General features: G+C 74.4%; 19 protein-coding genes. 11 read left to right on the plus strand and 8 right to left on the minus strand.

Annotated features, from left to right (window positions below):
- Positions 1 to 3: 3 nt before the first annotated feature.
- From JEK78_RS14985 to JEK78_RS14995, 3 genes are all read right to left on the minus strand, one after another.
- On the minus strand, positions 4 to 315 hold the full coding sequence (locus tag JEK78_RS14985) for a pore-forming ESAT-6 family protein (protein ID WP_200259352.1): 312 nt from the start codon (positions 313 to 315) through the stop codon (positions 4 to 6).
- A gap of 23 nt (positions 316 to 338) precedes the next feature.
- On the minus strand, positions 339 to 671 hold the full coding sequence (locus JEK78_RS14990; protein WP_200259354.1) for a hypothetical protein: 333 nt from the start codon (positions 669 to 671) through the stop codon (positions 339 to 341).
- A 588-nt stretch (positions 672 to 1,259) separates the two neighbouring features.
- Positions 1,260 to 2,459, minus strand: a complete 1,200-nt coding sequence (locus tag JEK78_RS14995) for a hypothetical protein (protein WP_200259356.1) — start codon at positions 2,457 to 2,459, stop codon at positions 1,260 to 1,262.
- A gap of 88 nt (positions 2,460 to 2,547) precedes the next feature.
- Between JEK78_RS14995 and JEK78_RS15000 the strand changes: the two genes are divergently transcribed.
- From JEK78_RS15000 to JEK78_RS15045, 11 genes are all read left to right on the plus strand, one after another.
- Positions 2,548 to 3,525 (plus strand): ABC transporter substrate-binding protein, encoded by a 978-nt coding sequence (locus tag JEK78_RS15000; RefSeq protein WP_200259359.1) that lies wholly within the window; start codon positions 2,548 to 2,550, stop codon positions 3,523 to 3,525.
- An 89-nt stretch (positions 3,526 to 3,614) separates the two neighbouring features.
- Positions 3,615 to 4,802, plus strand: coding sequence for an iron ABC transporter permease (locus JEK78_RS15005; RefSeq protein ID WP_242483084.1), 1,188 nt, complete (start codon positions 3,615 to 3,617; stop codon positions 4,800 to 4,802).
- Entirely contained in the window at positions 4,799 to 5,806 is a 1,008-nt protein-coding gene (locus JEK78_RS15010; RefSeq protein ID WP_200259362.1) for an iron ABC transporter permease, read from the plus strand. The genes JEK78_RS15005 and JEK78_RS15010 overlap by 4 nt, the downstream gene beginning before the upstream one ends.
- A gap of 19 nt (positions 5,807 to 5,825) precedes the next feature.
- The gene (locus JEK78_RS15015; protein ID WP_200259365.1) at positions 5,826 to 6,647 is read left to right on the plus strand and encodes an ABC transporter ATP-binding protein; all 822 of its coding nucleotides are present in this window, start codon (positions 5,826 to 5,828) and stop codon (positions 6,645 to 6,647) included.
- Between the two features lie 57 nt (positions 6,648 to 6,704).
- Complete coding sequence (gene amiA / locus JEK78_RS23420; protein ID WP_242483085.1) at positions 6,705 to 6,818, plus strand: streptamidine family RiPP; 114 nt, start codon at positions 6,705 to 6,707, stop codon at positions 6,816 to 6,818.
- 87 nt (positions 6,819 to 6,905) lie between these two features.
- Positions 6,906 to 7,760 carry a hypothetical protein gene (locus tag JEK78_RS15020; protein ID WP_200259368.1) on the plus strand — a complete coding sequence of 285 codons (855 nt, stop codon included), beginning with the start codon at positions 6,906 to 6,908 and terminating at the stop codon, positions 7,758 to 7,760.
- Positions 7,757 to 9,238: a CocE/NonD family hydrolase gene (locus JEK78_RS15025; RefSeq protein WP_200259370.1), complete on the plus strand. Its 1,482-nt coding sequence runs from the start codon at positions 7,757 to 7,759 to the stop codon at positions 9,236 to 9,238. Before JEK78_RS15020 ends, JEK78_RS15025 begins: the two co-directional genes overlap by 4 nt.
- Positions 9,235 to 10,614 carry a YcaO-like family protein gene (locus JEK78_RS15030; protein WP_200259373.1) on the plus strand — a complete coding sequence of 460 codons (1,380 nt, stop codon included), beginning with the start codon at positions 9,235 to 9,237 and terminating at the stop codon, positions 10,612 to 10,614. The genes JEK78_RS15025 and JEK78_RS15030 overlap by 4 nt, the downstream gene beginning before the upstream one ends.
- Before the next feature lie 8 nt (positions 10,615 to 10,622).
- The gene (locus JEK78_RS15035; RefSeq protein WP_242483086.1) at positions 10,623 to 11,819 is read left to right on the plus strand and encodes a SagB/ThcOx family dehydrogenase; all 1,197 of its coding nucleotides are present in this window, start codon (positions 10,623 to 10,625) and stop codon (positions 11,817 to 11,819) included.
- A complete protein-coding gene (locus JEK78_RS15040) occupies positions 11,816 to 13,582 on the plus strand; it encodes an ATP-binding cassette domain-containing protein (protein WP_200259376.1) in 1,767 nt (588 codons plus the stop codon). Before JEK78_RS15035 ends, JEK78_RS15040 begins: the two co-directional genes overlap by 4 nt.
- An 89-nt stretch (positions 13,583 to 13,671) precedes the next feature.
- Complete coding sequence (locus JEK78_RS15045) at positions 13,672 to 15,378, plus strand: ABC transporter ATP-binding protein (RefSeq protein WP_242483412.1); 1,707 nt, start codon at positions 13,672 to 13,674, stop codon at positions 15,376 to 15,378.
- Positions 15,379 to 15,451: 73 nt separating this feature from the next.
- On the opposite strand, the gene JEK78_RS15050 is transcribed toward JEK78_RS15045, so the two are convergent.
- The 5 genes from JEK78_RS15050 to JEK78_RS15070 all read right to left on the minus strand — a co-directional run bounded on the left by JEK78_RS15050 (position 15,452) and on the right by JEK78_RS15070 (position 21,925).
- Complete coding sequence (locus JEK78_RS15050) at positions 15,452 to 16,051, minus strand: dihydrofolate reductase family protein (protein WP_200259379.1); 600 nt, start codon at positions 16,049 to 16,051, stop codon at positions 15,452 to 15,454.
- Between the two features lie 273 nt (positions 16,052 to 16,324).
- Positions 16,325 to 17,227, minus strand: coding sequence for a ribokinase (locus JEK78_RS15055; RefSeq protein WP_200259382.1), 903 nt, complete (start codon positions 17,225 to 17,227; stop codon positions 16,325 to 16,327).
- A 174-nt stretch (positions 17,228 to 17,401) separates the two neighbouring features.
- Positions 17,402 to 19,363, minus strand: a complete 1,962-nt coding sequence (locus tag JEK78_RS15060; protein WP_200259385.1) for a substrate-binding domain-containing protein — start codon at positions 19,361 to 19,363, stop codon at positions 17,402 to 17,404.
- Positions 19,353 to 20,876 (minus strand): sugar ABC transporter ATP-binding protein, encoded by a 1,524-nt coding sequence (locus JEK78_RS15065; protein WP_200259388.1) that lies wholly within the window; start codon positions 20,874 to 20,876, stop codon positions 19,353 to 19,355. The genes JEK78_RS15060 and JEK78_RS15065 overlap by 11 nt, the downstream gene beginning before the upstream one ends.
- On the minus strand, positions 20,873 to 21,925 hold the full coding sequence (locus JEK78_RS15070; RefSeq protein ID WP_200264187.1) for a LacI family DNA-binding transcriptional regulator: 1,053 nt from the start codon (positions 21,923 to 21,925) through the stop codon (positions 20,873 to 20,875). Before JEK78_RS15070 ends, JEK78_RS15065 begins: the two co-directional genes overlap by 4 nt.
- Positions 21,926 to 22,248: the final 323 nt, after the last annotated feature.

Here is a 22,248-nt window from a genome sequence, read left to right on the forward strand (position 1 = left end):
CCGTCAGCCGATGTTGTCGACCGCCGCACGGGCCCTGGCCAGTGTGGTCTGCGCGGTGCTGTCGTTTTCCTCCAGCGTGGCGCGCACCAGCCGGATGATGTCGCGGACCTCGTTGGCCGCGCTGCTCCAGCGCACCTCCTTGCCGTGGTACTCGTCCGACACGCCGTCGGCCTGGTAGTCGGCCATCGCGGCCCTCACCGCTCGGTCACGGTCGCCGAGTACCCGCTCCAGGTTCCCGATCACGGTCCGCAAGCTTGCCTGAACGTCGGCCGAGGCACCTGTGTCGTAGGAGCGGCGGTCCTGGTTCTGTCCCATCGCGAAGCGTCCCCCTCGTCGCGTCAGCGTGCGCCGAATCGGGCGGCGTCGAAGTTGGCGGCGCCCATGTTCTTGTTGGCGTTGTCCTGCTGCTCCAGGTCACCGCTGCCGAATGCCTCGTCCATCCCCGCCTGACCGCCCAGGATCGATCTCAACGAACCGTTCAGCGCGTCCGTGATCTCGTCCGCACGCATCTTGAACGAGTCGAACGCGGCCTTCCCCGCGCCGTTGAACTTCCCCTCCAGCGGTTCCGCGGCAGCGATCAGCCACTGGATGAGTGTGCCGAGGTCGTCACTCGACCCCATCGTGCTCTTGCCGAGATTCGCCAGGGTCGTCGACCCCATGTCGAACTTCACGCACCGCCCCCGTGTCAATAGTGTCGTGCGCCGGGCCAGTTCGGTCCTGGAGCGTCACACGGTTCCCGTGTTCACCAGCTACCACAGCGATTCGAACATTCTCTCCCATGGTGCGTCGTGGCGACAACGCGAACGGTGCCGAGATGGCGTGATCCATGCCGTGGCTCGGGTTCGCATGGCGCGGGCCGCGAACGGTCCGCGTGTGGGTGGACCCCCTGATGCCATGCCGTGGGGGCGTGCCCTCGGGTCGGCTTTCATGCTGGTAGGAGCGGTGTGGTGAGTTCGGTGGCTTTCCCGGGTGCGGCGATTCCGAGGGCGCTGAGGATGTCGCGCCGGGACTTGGCGGGCCCGGTGGTCTCGCGGGGGGTGCTCCCGGGGGCCGGTGAGGATGGCGGATTGCGAACGCCGGGGTTCGACGCGCGGGCCTTCGGTCTCGTCGTCCCCGGTCGCTTGGCCGCGCCGAGAGCGGGAAGCGCTCGCGACGCGGCCAAGCGTGGGGACGCGGAGGCGGCGGGAGAGAGGAACAGGCCGGCGGAGCAGCGCCGAAGGTGTCGGTGCCGGGTCGTGTGCTCGGCGACCGAGCACCGCCTACCTGCCCACGGGGTCACCGTCCGCCCCGTCGTCCCGACTGCGCAGCGCCAGGTGGCCACCGTGGTGCAGGGGGGTTCCCGGTCGCGGACGAGCGGCCTCGTGTCCGGTCACGGCGTCGACGATGTGGACCTCTCCGTGGCCGCCGCGGGTCACGGCGATCCAGTCGGAGGCCGGGGAGGCGGCGATGGCGCGCCGTTGGACACCTTCCCACGGGGTGGTGCCCCGGCGCGGCGCGCCGTCCATCGCGGGCAGGGGAACCCGGCGGACGGTGTCGTCGGGGGAGAGGAGGATCAACTCGTCGCCGTCGGGGTGGACACGGGTGAATGCGGTGTGGCGCCGGGCGAGGGCGAGCCGGAAGACGAGTCCTGGGCCGAGGTCGACGTGGTCCGTGTGGCCGGTGTCGAGGCCGTGGCGCCAGGCGTGGTTGGTCCATTCCGGCCAGAGCCGGGGGTCGGGGTCACCGCCGCGCAGCGTGCTCCACAGGGCCCGTCGCCGGGTGTCGAGCCGGAGATACCAGCCCCGGGACCGTGATCCCCAGGGGATGGGTGTTTCCGCGGCGAGTGCGCCGCCTCGCCGGCGGGCGCGGTGCACACCCCTGCTCGTGGCGGCGAAGACGTGCCCGGTGTCGGGAAGTTGTGCGTCCCCGTGTCCGTCGTCGGGCAGGGGCAGGACGGACCGAGGCGTGGCCGGGGGGCAGCCTGGGGGAGCCGCCAGCAGGTCGGCGAAGTGGTGGGCGGCCCACTGGCCCGGCTCCCGGTGCCGCAGTACGACGAGGGGGTCCTCGCCTCCCAGCACGGTGACCCCGGGTTCGCCGACGCGGGTGCGCACCGTCGAGGTGTCGCCGGTGGTCAGGTCGATCACGGTGAGCAGGTCCGACCAGGGTGTCTCGTTGGCGCCCAGGCCGGTGGTGACGGCCAGATGGCGACCGGACGGGTCGCATGCGAGGTGCTCGGCCGGCACGGCGACGGGGAACGCGCGCTCCACGAGTCGCTCGGCGTGGGGATCGAGGATCAGGAGTTCGCCTCGTCGATCGTCGACGCACGCGGTACGGCCGCCGGGGAGTGCCAAGAATCCCGCGTGCTCTGAGATATGACGGCTGCTCAGGCGTCCGACGGGCGTGCCGTCCGGCACGGTCAGCACGTGGACGGCTCCCGCCAGGTGGTCGGAGACGAACAGGACGGGGGGGTCAAGGGACATGGGTCCTCTTTCGGGAAACCACTCGGCTGAAAACGATTATCATGTATCTTCGATGCGTTCCCGGCACCTAGGAAGAGCGAGGACGCGGATGACGCGCGCACCGTCGAGACTTGTCCGTGGTTGGGTCGCCGCGGCCCTGGTGGGGTCCGTCCTGGTGGGTTGCGGTTCCTCGTCGGATGGATCGGCGAACGGCGAGGCCGACCCGACGGCGACGACCGATGTCGCGGTCGAGCCCATCACGGCCACCACGGCGCTGACCGACACCAACGGCGTCGAGGTCTCCCTGGCGGAGGAGCCCGAGCGGATCGTCTGCCTGGTCGCCCTCTGCGACGACATGCTGACCGAGTTGGGCATGGTCCCGACGGCCACCAACAGCGCGCTGCTGGCGCACCCGGACTTCCTCGGGGAGGAGAAGGCCGCGGAGGTGGACGTGATCCCCGGGGGGTTCCTCGCCCCGGAGGTGGAGGCGATCCTCTCCCACAAGCCCGACCTGGTCATCGGTCTGGAGGACACCCACGGCAAGCTCGCGCCGGCGCTGGAGGGTGCCACGACCTTCTGGGCCGTGCAACCCGCGACGTGGGAGGACAGCGTCGGATACCTGCGCGACCTCGCCGCGCTGACCGGCCGGACCGATCAGGGCGAGAAGGCCGAGGAGGCGTTCCGGACCAAGCTCGCCGCGGCCGAGAAGGCTCCCAGCGACCGGACCGCGCTGGTCATCTACGGCAGTGACGAGAACTTCGGCGTCGCGGCACCGGAGTCGGACGTGGCCGCCGGCCTCTTCCCCAGGATCGCCGACTACCCCTGGGAGTCCCGCGGCGTGGAGGGGAGTTACAGCCTGGAGGAGATCCTGGCCGGCGACGTCGAGGTGTTGTTCGTCGAGACCCTGAGCTTCGGTGACGCGGACGCCGAGCTCTCCGAGACACTGGCCGAGAACCCTCTGTGGGGCAAGATCCCGGCCGTGCGGAACGGTGACGTGCACGAGGTGGACTCCGAGGTGTGGGCCAAGGGGCGTGGTACCCGCTCGCTGGGTATCGTCCTCGACGAGGCCACGGCCGCGCTGCGGTGAGAACGCCCCGCTCGGTGCTCGCCCCGGCCCCCCCACCACCGAGGGGAGGTCGGGGGGCGTCGAAGGGGGCACGGAGGGGGCAACCCCTCTTGGTCGCCGGACTGTTGGCCGCCGCCTCGGTCTGCGCGCTCGTCCTCGGCACCCCCTACGTGCCGCCGCACCGGCTGGTCGCGACGGTGCTGGAGGGGGACACCACGCTCGCCGGGATCGTCGTCACGGAACTCCGCGTACCGAGGCTGGTGCTGGCGCTCGTCGCCGGAGCCTGCCTGGGCGCGGCCGGGCTGGTCCTTCAGGAGGCGCTCCGCAATCCGCTGGCGGTGCCGGAGATGCTCGGTGTGTCGTCCGGCGCCGCGCTGGGGGTCGCCGCCCCCCTGGTGCTGAGCCTTTCCCTGCCGGCCGTCGTCCAGCCCCTGACCGCCCTCGCCGGGGCCGTGGTCGGTGGCGGGCTCACGCTGTTGGCCGCCGGCCTCGGCCGTGGTCCTTCCGCGGTGTTGTTGACGGGCGCGGCGGTGGCCGCCGCGATGCAGGCGGCGCTGCTCGTGCTGATGGTCATGGCCGATCAGTTGGACCTTCAGCTGATCTACCGGTACCTGCTCGGCTCCCTGTCCGCCCGGACCTGGGACGACGTGGCGGGCCTGTGGCCCTGGCCGCTGGTCGCGGTCCCCGCCCTGGTGCTCTGCGCGCCCGTCCTCTCGGTGATGCGTATGGGCGACGAGGACGCGGAGGCCCTGGGCGTGCGCGTCCGGCGTGCGCGGTTGGCGGCGCTGGCCATCGCGGTGGTGTTGATCGCCCCGGTGACGGCCGTGTGCGGCCCCGTGGCATGGGTGGGGTTTCTCGCCCCGCATCTGGCCCGGTGGTTCGACCCCGCCGCCGGGGCCGTGCGTTGGCTTCCCTGGTCCGCCGCCTGGGGTGCCGTCGTGGTGGCCGTCGCCGATCTCCCGGCCCGGCTGGCGCTGGCACCGGTGGAGACGCCGGCCGGGGCGTGGACGGCTCTGCTGGGGGTGCCCGCCGGGGTGGTGTTGATGCGGGCGGGCGGTCGTGGCCGCGCGGCCCGGAACCGCCTGCCGGCGGCCTCGGCGACGGCGGACACGCCCGTGTCCGAGCAGCGGATCGCGTCCTTGGGGGCCGAGGACGTCACGCTGGGGGCCGGGGTGTTCGGCGCCCCGCCCGGTGCGGGTGGGGCCGAGAACGTCGTCGGAGTGAAGCCCGGGGGTGGTGGGGTCGTCCGCGGACAGGCGTCGTCCTCCGGTGACGGCGGGACAAGGGGTGCGGGGTGAAACGGCGGTTCGCGGTTCTCGTGGCGCTGGTCGTGGCGTGCGCCGGTGCGGAGTTGGTGGTGGGACGCGGCATGTCTCCCGGTGTCGCCTGGGACGTCCTGGGCGGCGGCGGAGACGCGACGGAGCGCCACATCCTGTTCCGACTCCGCGTGCCCAGGATGTTGGTGACCCTCTGCGCGGGCGCGTGTCTCGCCGTGGCCGGGCTGGTCCTGCAATCCGCGCTTCGCAACCCGCTGGCGGGGCCGGAGGTGACGGGGGTGACCCCGGGCGCGGTGCTCGGTGCCGTGACCGCGACGGCCCTGGGGCTCGCCGGGTGGGAGTCGCCCCTGGCCGTCGTCCTCGCCGCGTGCGCGGGCGGGTTCGTCGGGGCGGGGCTGCTGTGGCTCCTGGCCGGCCGGGGCGGTGGCGACCCCGCGCGGACGGCCGTGCACGGGGTGCTGGTGTCCGCGGTGCTCGGCGGGTTCACGGCCATGGTGCTCCTGGTGGAGCCAGGGGAACTCGGCAGCGTCGTGCAGTGGTTGGTCGGCACGACGGAGGGTCGGGTGTGGGAGCACTGGCACCTGTTGTGGCCGTGGGCCCTGCTCTGGGTGGCGGTCGCCTGGTCGATGGCGGGTCCCTTGACGCTGCTGCGCTGTGGGGACGACATCGCCCTGGCGGCCGGCCTCTCCGTCCACCGGGCCCGTTCTCTCGCCCTGCTGTGCGCGGTGGCGTTGACGGCCGGGGCGGTGGCCGCCGTCGGGGCGTTGGGTTTCGTGGGGTTGCTCGTGCCCCACTTGGCGGTGGCCGTCTTCGGCGCGGACCTGCGGGCGAGCCTTCCCGGCGCGGCACTGGCGGGCGCGGTGGTGGTCGGAGTGGCGGACGTCGCGGCGCAGTCCTCCGCCCGGCTGGTGGCGTGGCTGCTGGACGCCGAGCGGTTGACGGTGCCGGTCGGGGCCCTCACCGCCTGCCTCGGAGCGGCGTCGCTGCTGGTCGTGGTACGCCGCACGCCGAGTCGTTCCTTCTGACGTCGAATCGAGGACACGCATGACCGAGTCCCTGGGGATCCATCTGGAGGGGGTCCACTTCGGCTACCCCGGACGACCGGTGCTACGGGGCGTCGACCTGAGCGTGCGGCCCGGTGAACTGACCGCCCTCGTCGGTCTGAACGGCTGCGGCAAGTCGACCCTGCTGCGGCTGGCCGCCGGGTTGCTCCGACCGACCGAGGGGCGCGTGCTGTTGGGCGGTGACGACCTCGCCCGGTTGTCCCGGCGCGCCACGGCCCGCAGGGCGGCCCTGCTCCACCAGGCCGCCCCGTCGGTGCCGGACATGACGGTACGTCAACTCGTGCGTCAGGGTCGCTACGCGGCGCGCGGACCGCTGGGCATGCTGCGCGAGGACGACGACCCCGTCGCGTGCCGGGCCCTGCGCGACGTCGGAGTGGAGGGGTGGGCCGACCGTGCCGTCGACGCGCTGTCGGGGGGCGAGCGTCAGCGCGTCCGTCTGGCGATGGCGCTGGCCCAGGACACCCGGGTTCTGCTGTTGGACGAGCCGACCACCTACCTGGACCTGCACCACCAACTCGACGTGCTGCGAACGGTGGTCCGCTTGCGCGAGGAGCGCGGACTGACCGTGGTCATGGTGCTGCACGACCTGGCCCACGCGGCCCGGTTCGCCGAGCGCGTCGTCGCCCTCCGCGACGGCCGTGTGGCGGCCGACGGGGCGCCGGGCGATGTGGTCACCCCGGGGTTGCTCGCGGATGTCCTGAGGGTGTCCGGCCGGGTCGGCCGGGACCCCGAGGGGGGGTGGCCGGTGTGTTACCCAGATCACCCTCTCCCAGCACTAGATTATGAAAATCGTATTCACTAGTGTGGCGGTGCGGTGATCAACCGAACACCGCATCTCCCTTTCTGTGAAGGAGAGTTCATGGAGAACGAGCAGATCTTCACGCCGATCGCCGACCCGGGCACCCTGGCTCACGCTTCCGCCACCCACTCCAACGCGCTCGTCGAGAACCCCTTCGACGACAACGAGGAGTAAGAGGGAGCCGACCCTCGATCGTGGGCCCGCCCGTCGCCTTCGGGTGGGCCCACACCCATCCCAGGACCAGATTCCAGGAGGTTCTCCGTGTCCCGAAGCCGACTCGTGCCCGGTGCCGAGGTCGTCGCCGTCCCCGGGCGGGGCGTCGCCCTTCGCACCCCGGAAGGCGATTTCCTGCGCGTGTGGACGCCGGAGGGCGGCGAGCCGGCCCTGCTGGACCGCCTCGCGGGCCTGCCGACGAGCCGGACGGACGAGGAGACGGACCGCGTGCTCGCGGCGTTCGAGAACGCCGGGTACCTGGCGGACGCGCCAGAGCCCCCGGAGTGGCCCGAGGCCCGCGGCGACGTCCGACTGGTCGGGGACGCCACGCTGATCGACCCCCTCGCCGCGCAACTGACCGCGCTGGGGGCCCGGCCCCGCCTCGCCGGGCCCGCCACCTCAACGACCGCGGCGACCGAGCTGATCGGCGACCTGACCCGGGCGGCGCCCGCCGCCGTCGTCTGGTGCCTCGACGGCCCCGTGCCCGACGGCCTGTGGGACGCCGCCGACCGGCTCCCCGAGCGCGGCATCGCCTGGCTGCGATGCCACCGCGAGGGCCGGCAGGCGTACGCCGAACCCCTGGCCGTCGGCCCCCGGGACGTCACCTCCGCCCACGTCCGCGGCCGTCGACTCGCCGCCACCGCCGCCCACCGCGAACTCGCCGCCTACTGGAGCGGCCCCCGGACCACCGGCGCGCCCGTCCGGATCACGGCGCCCGCCGCGGCCCTGCTCGCCGCGCTCCTGGCGGACGACCTCCACCGGTGGGCCACCGACACCCCCCGCCGCACCGGCCTTCCCGCCCGACGTCGCCTGCGCCGCGTGGACCTGGACACCCTGACCGTCACCGAACACCCCGTCCTGCCGGTGCCCCCCGTCGCCGCCCCGCCGAAGCAGGGCGGATGACGCCCCGCACGACGGTCGTCGACGGGCTGGCCACCGAACTCCACCGGCCCGACGGGGACGGGCCCTTCCCGGCCGTCCTGGTCCGCACCCCCTACGACCGCGAACGCCACCGGGCCGAGGCGCGCGGCTGGGCCCGCCGAGGGTTCGCCGCCGTCACCCAGGACGTCCGGGGCCGCTTCGCGTCGCCCGGGCGGTGGCGTCCGTACCAAGACGAGGCCGCCGACGGAGTCGCTACCGTCCGCTGGATACGACGACAGCCCTGGAGCGACGGCCGGGTCCTGGCGGCCGGCGCCTCCTACGCCGCCCACTGCGCCCTCGTCCTCGCCCTCGCCGATACCCGCGAGGAGCGCCCCGACGCCGTCCTCGCGGCGGTGCCGGCCCTGGGAGCGGCCGAGACGGCACGCGAACCCTCCGGCGTCGAACGATTGCTGTCCCGCGTCGGATGGTGGGCCGCCCACGGAGACCGGTCCGACTGCGACGAGGCCGCTCTGGACAGCGCCCTCGCCGCCGACCCCGACCTCCTCGCCCACCTGCCGCCGATCGACATCCCCGACCGCCTGGGTCGACGCATGCCCTCCTGGGCCGACCTCTGGCGCCGCCACGACCGGGGCGAACTGCTCGCGCGAGCGACACGGGCCCGCGTACCGCTGCTCGCGGTGGGCGGCCACCACGACCACTTCACCGAGGACACACGCGCGCTGTGGCGCGCCTGGGGCGGCCCTTCCGCGAGACTGCTGATGGGCCCCTGGGGCCACGGTCTGATCGCCGAACCCGGCGCCGACGCGCGACCCGCCCACCGGGTCGACCTCGGCGACCTGTACGTGCGCTGGGCGCGCCGCGCCCTCGCCGGCGAACTCGCGCCCGGTCGTCGCGGCGCTCTCGCCCTGGGCGGCGCCGACCTGTGGCTGCCCGCCGACACCGCCGGCGCACCCCGGTCGTACCGCACACGGTCGGCGCGAGGCCCCGACTTCACCGCCGACCCGGATCGCCCCGCCCGGTCCGACGACCTGGCCGTGCCCACCGACGGACCTCCCGACCGCTGCGTGCTGGTCACCTCGCCGCTGCCACGCCCGCTGGACGTGGTCGGCTCCGCGCGCGTGAGACTGCGGGCCACCGCCGACACCCCGTGCGCGGACTGGTTCGCTCGGCTCGTCGCCCTCGCCCCGGACGGCACCGCCGAGCGCCTCGCCGTCGGATCCGTCCGCCGGACGGCCCCGAGAGGACGGGAGGCCGAATTCACCATCGACCTCGGCGAGCCGGCGCGCCGGCTAGCGCCCGGCACGCGACTGCGCCTGGAGATCGCCGGGCACCACTTCCCCGCCCACGCCCGCAATCCCCACACCGGGGAGGACCCCATGACCGCGACGCGTCCGGTCGCCTCCCGGCGTCGGGTCGACACCGACAGCGTGAGGCTCGGCCTCGCCGCGCTCGCCTCCCGCCCCCTTCCCACCCACCCCGCCGAGGAGATCCCGCGATGACGGCGCTGCCCCTGGAAGCACTGGTCGATCCCGTCTGCGGCGTCGTCCGCGAGGTGGGGCCCGTCGCCACCCCTCCGGGCGCGCCCGCCCGCTACACCGCGCTCACCGCCGAGATGTCCGACGCCCGCAGACTCGGACTGTGGCCCGCCGACCGCGTCTCCCTCGGCACCACCTTCGGCGACCCGGGGCAAGCCCGGACGGCGGCGATAGCCGAGGGCGTGGAGCGCTACTGCGGCAACCGCGTGCCGCCGCCCGGCCACCCCGACGCCCCTGTGCGGGCCACCGCGGCCGAACTGGCGGCGAAGGGCCTGCGGCTCTACGGCCCGGGCGAACTGCCCGCCTACGCGCCCTGGCAGTACGCGCGCGAGAAGTTCCCCTACCGCCCGCTCCTGCCCGACACCCCGGCCCTGTGGACCCGCGGCACCGAACTCCTGCCCGACGCGACGACGGAGGAGGTCTGGGCGCCGGTCGCCCTCACCCACCTCAACTGGCGCCAGGGCGAGCTACGTGGGCTGCCCCGCACCCATCACCTCAACTACGCGGGCATCGCCACCGGCCAGGGCCTGGACGACGCCGTGGAGCGGGGCCTGTCGGAGGTCGTGGAACGCGACGCCCTGGAACTGTGGTGGCACCTGGACGGACCGGCGCGCGGCATCGACCCGGCCACCGTTCCCGGCCTCACCGACGACCTGGCCGGGTCCGCGCTCGACGTGCACATCGTCGAGATGCCCTCGGAGTTCGCCCCCTGCATGGCCGCGCTCGTCCACGACCCCCGTCTCGGTGTGTACGCCGCCGGGTTCGCCTGCAAGTACGACCCGGCCGAGGCCGCCCGCAAGGCGGTCCTCGAAGCCGTCCACACCTGGGTGTTCACCCAGGGTCTGACGGACTCGGACGGCTGGGTCTTCCAGGCCGTCGAGGCCGGTTTGCTCGCCCGGGGCCTCTACCTGGACCACCGCCCGGACGGCCGCTACCTCGACGCGTGCGGGGAACGGTTCGCACACGTACGGGATCTCGGGGCCCACGTGCAGGTGTGGTTGGACGAACGGATGGCGCCCGAGGCGCGCCGGTTCACGGATCCCGCTCTCGGCACCGTCTCCGTCCAAGACGTCGCCCCCGGCCACCGAGAGCGCGTGACGGGCGCCCTCCACGAACGCGGCCACCGGATCATGACGTTCGACCTCACCACCGAGGACGTGGCCGAGACGCCCCTGCGGGTGGCCCGGGTCCTGGTCTCCGGACTCCTCCCCAACGCCCCTGCGGCCTTCGGGTACTTCGGATGCCCGCGTCTGGCCGAGGCCGCCGTCGAACGCGGATGGCGCACGACCGCGCCGAGCGCGCCGGAGGACTTCACCCTGGCGCCTCCGCCGCACATGTGAGGCCGGCCGTGGACGACTCTCGCGCGGACCACCGGCGCGCCGACGACGAGGAGACCACCGCGCGGGCCTCCCGCCGCGACGAGTGCGGCGACGAGGACGCCTCCGTCGACCTCGTCGCCGCACTGGCCCGCGCCCGCTCCCCGGAGGTCCCCGGCCCCGCCACATCGGCGGGGCCCCCGGGCCGGAGACTGCCGGGGCCCCCGCGCTCTCTTGCGCCGGGCGCGGGCGCGGGCCTCGACCTGGGCACGTTGCTGCGCCTCTCGCTCGCCGCGTCGGACGCGTCGGGACGGCTGCGTCCCACCCCCTCCGCCGGGGCGCTGCACCCGGTGGACGCCGAACTCCTCGTGGGCGCCGATTGCTCCCTCCCGGCCGGTCGCTACGCCTACGACCCCCTGCGCCACCGTGCCCACCGGCTCGGTCGGTGCCCGGACCCCACCTCGCGGGGCGTGCGGGTCGAACTCACCGTCACCGCGCGGCGTACCGTCTCCCACTACGGCCACCGAGCCTGGCCGCTCCTGCTGTTGGACACCGGGCACGCCGCGGCGGCGCTGCTGCTCGCGGCGCGGGCGACGGGCGCGGGCGAGCCCGAGGTAGACCTGGACACCGGCGCCGAGCGTCCGCTCGCCGTCGTGCGCGTCCCGCCGCCGGAAGACTCGGGCCCGCGGGACGGCGCACCGCGCTCGCGCCCCACGCCCCGGGAACTGCTGGGGCGCCGCAGCGCCCCGCCGCCGCTGCTCGGGAGCCCGCCCCCCGAGGCGCTGCGGGAGATCCTCGCCACCGCCGCGGAGGCCGGCGGCTCCACGCTGCGCTGGTGTGTCGCCGTGGGCGGGGACCGGCCGGGACTGCTCGAACCCGCCGCCGACGGAGGGGCCCCGCGCCGGCGCGCCACCGGCGAGGCCCGTCCCACCCTGGCCGTCTGGGCGGCCGGGCAGGCGTGGCTGAGGGACGCGGGCGCCGTCCTCCTCGCCCACGGCTGCCCCGACGACGCGGACGCGCCGCACATCCGCCGCGCCCACCTGCGGGCGGGGTTCGCCGTCCACCAGGCCCATGTCGCCGCCCGACGCCACGGGGCGGCGGCACGGCCCGTCGGCTCCTGGCAGGGGGCGGACCTGGGCGCCGCCCTGGGTGCCGCGCCGGGCCGGGACCGGATCGTCCACGGACTGGCCCTCGGCACCCGACACGCCCACGAGGAGAGCATCACGTGATCGTCCATCCTGAGCTGCGCCGGGCGGCCCGCCCCGCGCGGCGCCTCCTGCTCGCGGCCACCGTCCTCCAGGGCGTTGTCACCCTGACCCACCTGGCGCAGGCGGCGCTCCTCGCCTTGGCCCTGGCCGCCCTGGCCCGCGGCGAGACCTCCGGGCTCGCGGCGCCACTGGTCGGGGTGCTCGTCGTCGTGGCCGCCCGCGCCGCGCTCACCGCCTGGCAACGCGGCACCGCCACCCGTGCGGGAGCCCTGGTCAGGGTCGCCCTCCGTGACGAACTCCTCGCCCACCTCGGCCGCCTCGGCCCCGCCCACGCCGCCTCCGCCGCCCACTCGCCCGGCCAGGCCGCCGCCCGCGCCGGCGCGGTCCGGACGACTCTCGTCGACGGTGTCGAGGGTGTCGACGCCTACGTCTCCCGCTACCTCCCGCAGCTCCTGATCACTCTCACCGTGCCGCCGCTGGTGCTCGCGGGGCTGGCCGCCGTCGAACCCCTCGCCCTGCTCTGCCTGGTGCCCGCCATCGCGCTGGCCCTCGCGGGCCCCCGCGCCTGGGACCGTCTCCTGGCCCGGCGCGGAAGGGAACACTGGGACACCTACGAGGAGCTGGGTGCCGACTACCTGGAGGCCCTCCAGGGGATGCCCACCCTGCGGGCCGCCGGGGCCGTCGGTCGAACCCGACGGCGGCTGGAGGAACGGTCGGCGGCGCTGCACAGGGCGACGGTCGCGAAGCTGAGGGTGTCCCTCGTCGACACCGGCATCACGGACCTCGCCGTCCAGGGCGGCACCGTGGCCGCCGCTCTCCTCGCGAGCTGGTCGGCCGTCGGCGGGTCCACCACCGCCACCGGCACCTACCTGTTGCTGCTGGGCGCCTCGGAGTGTTTCCGACCGGTGCGCGACCTCGCGCGCGAGTGGCACGCCGGATACCTGGGCGTGTCCGCCGCCGAGGGAATCGCGGCGCTGCGCACCGCCGAACCCGCCGTCGACGACACGGGACGGATACCCGGCGGCTGGGCCGCGCCGCCCGAACTGCGCTTCGAGAACGTCACCTTCGCCTACGCCGGCGCGACCACGCCTGTCCTGCGCGGGGTCTCCTTCACCGCTCGCGCCGGACACACGACCGCGATCGTGGGCCCCTCCGGCGCGGGCAAGTCGACGCTCGTCCACCTGCTCCTGCGCCACCACGACCCACGGGAGGGGCACATCGCCCTCGACGGCCACCCCACCACCGACCACGCGCCGGGCTCCCTGCGAGAGGGCATCGCGGTGGTCTCGCAGGAGACCTACCTCTTCCACGCCACCATCGCCGACAACCTGCGCATGGCCCGCCCCGACGCCACGGACGAAGACCTGACCCACGCCGCCCGGACCGCCGGGATCCACGACGAGATCGCCGCGCTGCCCGACGGCTACGCCACCGTCGTCGGCGAACGCGGCTCCACCCTCTCCGGCGGCCAACGGCAGCGACTCGCCCTCGCGAGGGCCCTGCTGGCGGACGCCTCCGTGCTCGTCCTCGACGAGGCCACCAGCTCCGTCGACGAACGCCGCGAGGCGGACATCGTCGGCGAACTGGCCCGAGCGGCGGCCGGCCGGACCGTCCTGGTGGTCGCCCACCGCCTGGCGGCCGTCCGGGGAGCGGACCACATCGTCGTCCTCGACGGTGGACGCGTGGACGCCGAGGGCGGGCACGCCGACCTTGTCGAGGCCGGAGGCGTCTACGCGCGACTGGTCGAGGCCGGTCGGGGACCCGCCCGGGGAGTCGCGGCGTGAGCGGCTCCGTCGACACCACGACCACCACGACCACCGCGGCCTCTGGCGCCCAGGACGTCTCCGGGGGCGCCGTTCCCCCTGGCGGGGCGCTGCGGGCCCTGTTGCCCGCCCTCGCCGGTCACCGCGCCATGATGGCGCGCACCTGTGCCGCGGCCGTCCTCGAACAGGGCTCCCTCGTCGCCCTGGTGACGCTCGCCGCGCACATCGTGGGAACGGCCGTCATCGAGGGGCGCGCCCCCTCGGCCGGCCCGGTGGTGGCGCTCGTCGCCCTCGTGGTCGTCCGTGTCCTGACGACCTGGCGCGAGATGGACCTCTCCCACGACCTGGCCTACCGGGTCCTTGCCACCCTGCGAGTGCGGATCTTCGACGGGCTGGCCCGAGGGGCGCCGGCCCGGGTCGCCGGGCGCCGCAGCGGCGACCTGGCGGCCACCGCCATGGCCGACGTCGAGGCCCTGGAGTTCTTCTACGCCCACACCACCGCACAAATCCTGGCCACCGTCGTGGTGTTCGGCGGGTCCTCGGCGGTGCTGACGGGGGTGGGGCCCTGGCTGACGGCGGTGGTGGCGGCCGTCGCCGCGCTGCTCGCCGCGGCCCCCTTCGCCGAAGCGCGGGCCCGGGCGGAGCGCGGTGCCCGCACGCGGGCGGCCACCGCGCGGTTGTCGGCCGACACCGTCGAGGCCGTCGACGGACTGCGCGAGTTGCTCGCCTTCGGCCGACTGGCCGACCGGCGCCGGTCGCTCGCCGAGCGGGGCCGACAGGTGGGAGCGGCGCAGCGGGCTGAGGCGGTCCGGGAGTCGGTCGCCGCCGGGGTCCGGGACGTCCTCATCGTGCTCGCGATCCTCGGCGTGGTCGTGGCGGCGGCCCAGTCCGTCGCCGCCGGACGTTCGCACGGCGCCTGGGCGCCGGCGGCGATGGCTCTGGCCCTGTCCGTCCTCGGCCTCGTCGCGGAGTCGGCCCGGTCCTTCGGCCAGGCCGTCTCCCTGCGTGCCGCCGCCGCCCGCGTTCGGACCGCCGTCGAGGCTCCCGCGATGGCCCCGCCGCCCACCGTGCCCCGGCCGCTGCCTCCCGGCCCGCTCGGTCTGCGGCTGAGCGGGGTGACGTTCGACTACGGCGGCGAACCCGTGCTGAACGGCGTCGATCTGACCGTCGCCGCGGGCGAGACCCTCGCCCTGGTCGGCGTCTCGGGGGCGGGCAAGTCGACCTGCGCCCACCTGATGGCCCGCTTCTGGGACCCGTCCGCCGGCGCCGTCCTGCTCCTGCCCGCCGACGGCGATCCCGTGGACGTGCGCGACGTGGACGACGCCGAGCTGCGTCGGGCCGTGGCGCTGGTGGGACAGGAAGCCCCGCTCTTCCACGGCACGCTCGCCGAGAACCTGCGGCTCGGCGCGCCGGAGGCGGGCGACGAGCTGCTCGCGGCGACGGCGAGGCTGTGCGGTGTGGACCGGGTCGCGCCGATGGACGCCCCGGTCGGCGAGCGCGGTGCCACGCTGTCCGGAGGACAACGGGCCCGCGTGGCCCTCGCCCGCGCCCTGTTGGTCCGGCCGAGGGTCCTCGTGCTCGACGAGTCCACCGCCCATCTGGACAACACCTCAGACGCCCAGGTGGCCGCCGCGCTTCGTGGGGAGGGCCGCGCCACCGTGGTGATCGCCCATCGACCGGCCACCATCCGCCGGGCCGACCGCGTCGCCGTGCTGGAGGCCGGTCGGGTCGTGGAGCAGGGGACCTGGGACGAACTCGCCAGGCGGCCCGACAGCGCTTTGACGCGGGTGTTGACCACGGTTCCCTCACCGGCCTGAGCGGCCGTGCCCCCGGCCCGGGGCTCGTGTCGAGCCGGGGGCAGGGGGCATCTCCTCGAAAGGGAGCCCCGGGTCAGCTCTCGGCGCGGGCGGCCCGGTAGACGCACACCTGGGCTCCGGTGGGCGCCGACTCGGTGGACACCAGCTCGAAGGCGCGCATGCCCCCGTCCACCGGGAAGAGGGACTTGCCGCCGCCCAGGATCACCGGCATCCGCATCAGCCGCACCTCGTCGACGAGGCCCTCGCCGAGCAGGGTGCGGGCCAGGGTCGGGCTGCCCATGACGAGCAGGGTGCCCTCGCCGCCGGCCTCCCGCAGCCCTCGGACCAGGGCGAGCGCTTCCGACCCGGGAACCCGGGTGGTGTTCCAGGGGAGTTCCTCGCCGGTGAGCGAATCCGAGACCACGTACTTGGGCATCGCGTTGATCCGGTCGGCGAAGGGGTCGCCGGCGCGCTCGGGCCAGGCCTGGGACATGGTCTGCCAGGTCCGGCGGCCGAGGAGAAGCGCCTCGGCCGGCTCGACCGCGTCGTCGAAGGCGCCGCCGACGACGTCGGCGTCGAAGAACGGGTGTGTCCAACCGCCGTGCGCGAAACCGCCGTCGGTGTCCTCCTCGGCGCCTCCCGGGGCCTGCACGACGCCGTCCAGGCTGATGAATTCGGTGATCACGAGGCGCATGGCGCGTACTCCATTCGTGTGGCGAGGGTGGTCGCCAGGGGTAGACGGCCGCCGCCCGGGAAACTCATCGGTGCCGGTCTCGGAGCACCGTCGATCGCCCGACCCCTCCCCGTCCACCCGCCCCGAGAGCGGTGCGTGTCGCGAGAGCCCCGCCCGCCCGGCGCCGTCCGGCAAGCGACACCGGCCGCGTTGTGGCGATCGCACCGACACCGCCCGCATGGGGGCCGTCCCCCGCCTCGCGATCGCACGCACCGGACGCCGTCGCCACGCCCGTCAACCCGCCTCGATCTCCCGGGCGCTCGGGTACGACGCCTGCGCTCCCGCCCGGGTCACCGCCCACGCCCCGACACGCGCCGCGTACGCGGCGGCCTCCTCCAGGCGGGCCCCCGCGCTCAGGCGCCAGGCCAGGGCCGCGGTGAAGGCGTCGCCGGCGCCGGTGGTGTCCACGGCGGCCACCCTCACCGGAGGGATCCGTGTCACGCCGTCGGGCGTCGCGACCAGCGCGCCCTCGGCGCCCAGAGTCACCACCACCGAGCGGGCGCCGGTCCCGAGCAGCCCCCGGGCCCACGCTTCGGGGCCCTCCCCCGCCCGGGCGTCGCCCAGGAGGACCCTCGCCTCGTGTTCGTTGACGATGAGCGGGTCGCAGGCGGCCGACACCTCGCGGGGCAGCGGGTGGGGAGGAGACGGGTTGAGGACGAACCTGCCCCCGGGTGGCAGCTTCCGCACCACCTCCAGGACCGTCTCCGGCGGGATCTCCGACTGCGCCGAGACCACCCGCGAGGTGCCCAGGAGCCGGGACGCCTCCCGCACGTCACCCGGGGTGAGCCGCGCGTTGGCGCCGGGGGACACCACGATGCTGTTGTCCCCGGACGGGTCGACGGTGATCAGGGCCACGCCGGTCGGGGCCCCGCCGACCAGGACCCCCTCCGTGTCGACCCCCGCGGACCGCAGGGAGTCCAGCAGCATCCCGCCGTGGTCGTCGTCGCCGACCCGTGCCAGCAGGGCCGTCCGGGCCCCGAGACGGGCGGCGGCCACCGCCTGGTTGGCCCCCTTGCCGCCCGGGTGGACGACCAGATCGGAGCCGAGGACCGTCTCCCCGGCGGCCGGTCGCCGCTCGACGCCAACCACCAGATCGGCGTTGGCCGACCCCACGACCAACAGGTCGTACGCGTACATGGATTGTCTTCCCGCTTCCCGTCTCGCTCCGAATCCGCCTCCGCCCGGGGCGGTGCGCGGTCCTCCCGCCTTCGCCGCCCCGGCGACGAGCCCGACGCCGACCCCGGGCCGGCCCCGAGTCGTCGGTCGGGGTGCCGGCGGCCTTCCCCGGCCTCCGGCACCCCGGGGGTGGGATCAGCCGTCGAACCCGGCCACGTTGTCGCGCGTGACCACCTTCACCGGCACCATCACCGTCTCCTCCGTCTGACGACCCTCCGCGGCCCGCAGCGCGTTCTCCACGGCCATCCTGCCCAGCTCCTTCGGCTGTTGCGCCACCGACGCGTACAAGGTGCCCTCCTCGACGGCCTCCAGGCCGTCCGGGGTGCCGTCGAACCCGACCACCTGGACCGAGGAACCGGCCTTGGAGCCCAGCGCCTTGACCGCGCCCAGAGCCATCTCGTCGTTCTCGGCGAACACGCCGTCGACGTCCGGGTGCGCCTGGAGCAGATTGGTCATCACGTCCAGCCCCTTGGCCCGATCGAAGTCCGCGGGCTGGGAGGCCACGACCTCGATCCCCGGGTACTCCTCCAGACCCTCGGTGAAGCCGGCACCGCGCTCCCTGCTCGCGGAGGTGCCCGGCTGCCCCTGAAGGACGACGATCTTGCCGGTGCCGCCGAGCCTCTCGGCCAGCACACGGGCGCCCTCGGCACCGCCGGCCACGTTGTCGGAGGCGACCAACGCGGTCGGCTCGGCCCCGTTGACCCCCCGGTCGACGGCGATGACCGGGATCTCGGCCCGCACGGCGGCCTGGACGGACGGCCCGGCGGCGTCCGAGTCCACCGGGTTGACGACCACGGCGGACAGGCCCCCCGCAGTGAAGTTCTGCAACTGGTCGGCCTGCCGGGAGGCGTCGTTCTGCGCGTCCGTCACGGTCAACTCGACCCCGAGTTCGCGCGCGCGTTCCTCCGCCCCGGCGCGGATCTGCACGAAGAAGGGGTTGTTGAGGGTGGACAAGGACAACCCGACACGCCGCGGCTTCGCCTCCGAGGAACCACCGTGCAGCAGCGAGGTCGCTCCGACCACCGCCACCGCGACCACCCCGGCGAGCACGTAGGTGACCATGCGCCGGCCGCCCCCGCCCGAGGCCCCCGCCGCGCCCGAGGCCGACCCGCCGGCCCCGGCCTTGCGTCGCACGGTGTCCAGCAGGACCGCCAGGGCGATGACCACACCGATGACGACCTGCTGCCAGAACGCGGACACCGACAGCAGGTTCAGGCCGTTGCGGAGCACCGCCAGGATCAACGCGCCGACCAGGGTCCCCGACGCCCTGCCGGTGCCCCCGGCGAGCGACGCGCCACCGATGACCACCGCCGCGATGGCGTCCAGTTCGTACCCCTGCGCCGCCTGCGGCTGCGCCGAGGACAGGCGGGCCGCGAGCACCACGCCCGCGACCGCCGCGAAGAGCCCGGAGAAGGCGTAGACCGCGAGCTTCTGCCGCCGCACCCGGAGGCCCGACAACCGCGCGGCCTCCTCGTTGCCGCCGATCGCGTACAGGGACCGGCCGATGTAGGTGCGTCCCAGCACGAACGCCGTCAGGAGCCCCATCACCACCATCACCAGCACCGGCACCGGCAGCCACCCGCCGAGCGTGTCACCCAGGTGGGACACCGAGTCCGGCATCCCGATGGGCGATCCCTGCGACACGACCAGGGACAACCCTCGGGCCACCGACAGCATGGCCAGCGTGGCGATGAAGGGCGGAAGCTTCCCGTAGGAGATGAGGAAGCCGTTGACCAGACCACAGCCGATGCCGGTCGCCACCGCCAACACCACGGCGACCGGCACCGGTATGCCCGCCTCCGTGGCGCTCCACGCCAGGACGGTGGCCGACAGGGCCGCCACCGAGCCGACGGACAGATCGATCCCCGCCGAGACGATCACGAAGGTGACGCCGAAGGCGAGGATGGCCGTCACGGCCGCCTGCACACCGACGTTCAGCAGGTTGTCGGCGGTCAGGAAGTCCCCGGACAGCGCCGACATGGCGACGACGAGGACGATCAGCGCGGTCAACGCGCCGTTGTCGAGCAGCAGGCGACGCAGACCGCCGGTGGCGCCGCCGCCTCCGCCCGGCTTGCTCGTGAGGGTGTCAGCGGCCACCGAGGGCCTCCGTTCCGTTGCTGGTGTGGTTGCCGAGTGCGAGCGCCATGACGGCGTCCTGGGTGGCCTCCTCGGCGGGGAGTTCGCCCGCGACGCGGCCCTGTGCCATCACCAGCACCCGATCGCTCATGCCGAGCACTTCGGGCAGATCGCTGGAGATCATCAGGACGGCGGCACCGGCGGCCGTCAACTCGTTGATCAGTTGGTAGATCTCGACCTTCGCGCCGACGTCGATGCCGCGAGTCGGCTCGTCGAGGATCAACACCCGGGCGTCCGCCAGCAGCCACTTGCCGATGACGACCTTCTGCTGGTTGCCGCCCGAGAGCGTCCGCGCAGGCTGGTCCAGACCGGCCATGCGGATCCCGAGTCGCCCGGCGACCCGGTCCGCGGCGGCCCGCTGGCCCTTGTGGTCGACCAGGCCCGCACGCGTCGCCGAGCGCAGCGTCACCAGGCCGAGGTTCTCCCCGACGGACGCGTCGAGCACGAGCCCCTGTCCCTTGCGGTCCTCCGGCACGAGCCCCATGCCCGCCGCCATCGCCGCGCCCACGTCGTGCCGCCGCACCCCGACCCCGCCGACGGTGACGCTGCCCCCGTCGTACGGGTCGGCGCCGAAGACCGCCCGGACCACCTCGGTGCGCCCGGAGCCGACGAGCCCCGCGACCCCGACGACCTCGCCGGCCCGCACCTCGAACCCGACGTCGTGGAAGACGCCGTCCCGGGTCAGTCCCTCGACGGTGAGCAGGGGTTCGCCCCGAGGCGTGGGCCGGCGGGGGTACTGCTGCTCGATCGACCGACCGACCATGAGTCGGACCAGTTCCTCCTCGGGTGTCGAGGCGGGCACGTGGCCGACGCTCCGACCGTCGCGGATGACGGTGACCCGGTCTCCGAGCGCGGCGATCTCCTCCAGGTGGTGGGTGATGAAGACGATCCCCACGCCGTCGGCCCGCAGCCGACGGACGATGGCGAAGAGCCGGTCGACCTCGTCGGAGGTGAGCACGGCGGTCGGCTCGTCCATGATCAGGACACGGGCGTCAAGGCTCAGTGCCTTGGCGATCTCCACCATCTGGAGTTGGGCGACACCGAGTTCCCGCACCCGGGTCCCGGGCGGCACGGTCAGGCCGACCCGCCGGAGCAGGATCTCGGCCTCCGCGTCCATCCTCCGGCGGTCGATCATGCCGAACCGTCGCGGCTGTCGGCCGAGGAAGACGTTCTCCGCGACGGTCAGCTCCGGAACCAGGTTGAACTCCTGGTAGATGGTGGCGATGCCCAGCCGCTCGGAGTCCTGCGCGCCGCTGACGCGCACTTCCTCGCCGTCGACCAGGATCCGGCCGGCGTCGGGGGAGTGGGCGCCGGAGAGCGTCTTGATCAGCGTGCTCTTGCCGGCGCCGTTCTCGCCGAGCAGGACGTGCACCTCGCCCCGGCGCACCGCGAAGTCCACGCCGTCCAGCGCCACCACGCCGGGAAAGGTCTTGCGCACGCCCTCGACGCGCAGCAGTTCGTCCGGATCGCTCACGGCGTGCTCCTTCGTGCGGGGGAGAGGTTCGGGGAGAGTGGGCCCGCGTCCGGCGCGGGCGGCGGTTGCCCGCACGAGCGGCGGACGACCAGCCGGGCGGAGAGGGTGACGGACCGGCCCGGCCGCCCCTCGATGCGTTCCACCAGCGCCCGCACCGCCGCTCGTCCCAGGTCGGCGGTCGGTTGCGCCACGGCCGTGACCGGCGGATCGGTGTGGGTGAACCACGGGATGTCGTCGAAGGCGACGAGCGCCAGGTCCTCGGGCACCCGCAGGCCCCGTGCCCGCACGGCGTCCAGTGCGCCCAGCGCCATCAGGTTGTCCGCGGCGAAGACCGCGTCCGGGGGATCGGGGAGGTCGAGGAACCCCTCCGTCACCCTCCGGCCGCTCTCCGCCTGGAAGTCGCCTTGTCCGACGTGGTGGTCGGGCAGGGCGAGGCCGTGCTCGGCGAGGGCCTCCCGGAAGGCGTCGACCCGTTCGCGCCCGGTGGTGGTCGCCGCCGGCCCGGCGATGATGGCCAGGCGTCGGTGTCCCAGCCGGCACAGGTGGGCCACGAGATCGCGGACGGCGGCCCGGCCGTCCGCGCGGACGACCGGCACGTCCACGCCGGGGAGCCACCGGTCCACGAACACCATCGGTGTCCCGTTTCGCACGGCGTCCGACATCCGCGGGGAGCCGCCGTCGGTGGGGGAGACCAACAGGCCGTCTATCCGCCGGTCCAACAGAGTCGTGACGTGGTGGTCCTGGAGGTCGGGGCGCTCGTCGGCGTTGCCGATCACGACGCTGTAGCCGAGGGCGCGGGCCTCCGCCTCGACGGAGCGGGCCAGTTCGGTGAAGTACGGGTTCATCACGTCGCCGATGATCAGACCCAGGGTTCGGGTCTGGTCGGTGCGCAGGGATCTGGCGACGGCGTTCGGCCGGTACCCGAGCGCCTCGACGGCGGCCGACACCCGCCCGCGTGCCGCGGCGCTGACCGACGGGTGTCCGTTCAGAACCCGCGACACGGTCGCGACGGACACCCCGGCGCGGGACGCGACATCCTTGATACCGATGCTCGACAAGCCCGACCCACCTCCTCGTGGAATCGATTACACGGGGGATTGGAATCGATTACACGGGTGGATGGCAAGGGGGTGCGCGGTGGCCGAAACGCAACCGTGACCCGAAGGCGCCCGGAGGTCGACCCTCGGCTTTCACCCCGTTCACGGGCGGGCGACCCGCTCCGGACCGACGGCGGACGACGACGACACTCGGCCACGGCGGTCGCCGCGGCGCCGGAAGGGCAACCTCGTTCGACCGTGATGCCGCGGGTGACCGGGACCGGCCAGGACCCGGCGGGACCCCCGAGGGCGTCCCCAGGGCCCTCGCGTCGGAG

The organism is Streptomyces sp. HSG2 (assembly GCF_016598575.1).
Classification (GTDB): domain Bacteria; phylum Actinomycetota; class Actinomycetes; order Streptomycetales; family Streptomycetaceae; genus Streptomyces.

Bases quoted from the DNA above. Each gene is read 5' to 3' on its own strand.
- JEK78_RS15030 (WP_200259373.1), top strand. From the start codon at position 9,235: ATGACGGCGCTGCCCCTGGAAGCACTGGTCGATCCCGTCTGCGGCGTC.
- JEK78_RS14985 (WP_200259352.1), bottom strand. From the start codon at position 315: ATGGGACAGAACCAGGACCGCCGCTCCTACGACACAGGTGCCTCGGCC.
- JEK78_RS15015 (WP_200259365.1), top strand. From the start codon at position 5,826: ATGACCGAGTCCCTGGGGATCCATCTGGAGGGGGTCCACTTCGGCTAC.
- JEK78_RS15055 (WP_200259382.1), bottom strand. From the start codon at position 17,227: ATGTACGCGTACGACCTGTTGGTCGTGGGGTCGGCCAACGCCGATCTG.
- amiA (WP_242483085.1), top strand. From the start codon at position 6,705: ATGGAGAACGAGCAGATCTTCACGCCGATCGCCGACCCGGGCACCCTG.
- JEK78_RS15025 (WP_200259370.1), top strand. From the start codon at position 7,757: ATGACGCCCCGCACGACGGTCGTCGACGGGCTGGCCACCGAACTCCAC.
- JEK78_RS15050 (WP_200259379.1), bottom strand. From the start codon at position 16,051: ATGCGCCTCGTGATCACCGAATTCATCAGCCTGGACGGCGTCGTGCAG.
- JEK78_RS15000 (WP_200259359.1), top strand. From the start codon at position 2,548: ATGACGCGCGCACCGTCGAGACTTGTCCGTGGTTGGGTCGCCGCGGCC.
- JEK78_RS14995 (WP_200259356.1), bottom strand. From the start codon at position 2,459: ATGTCCCTTGACCCCCCCGTCCTGTTCGTCTCCGACCACCTGGCGGGA.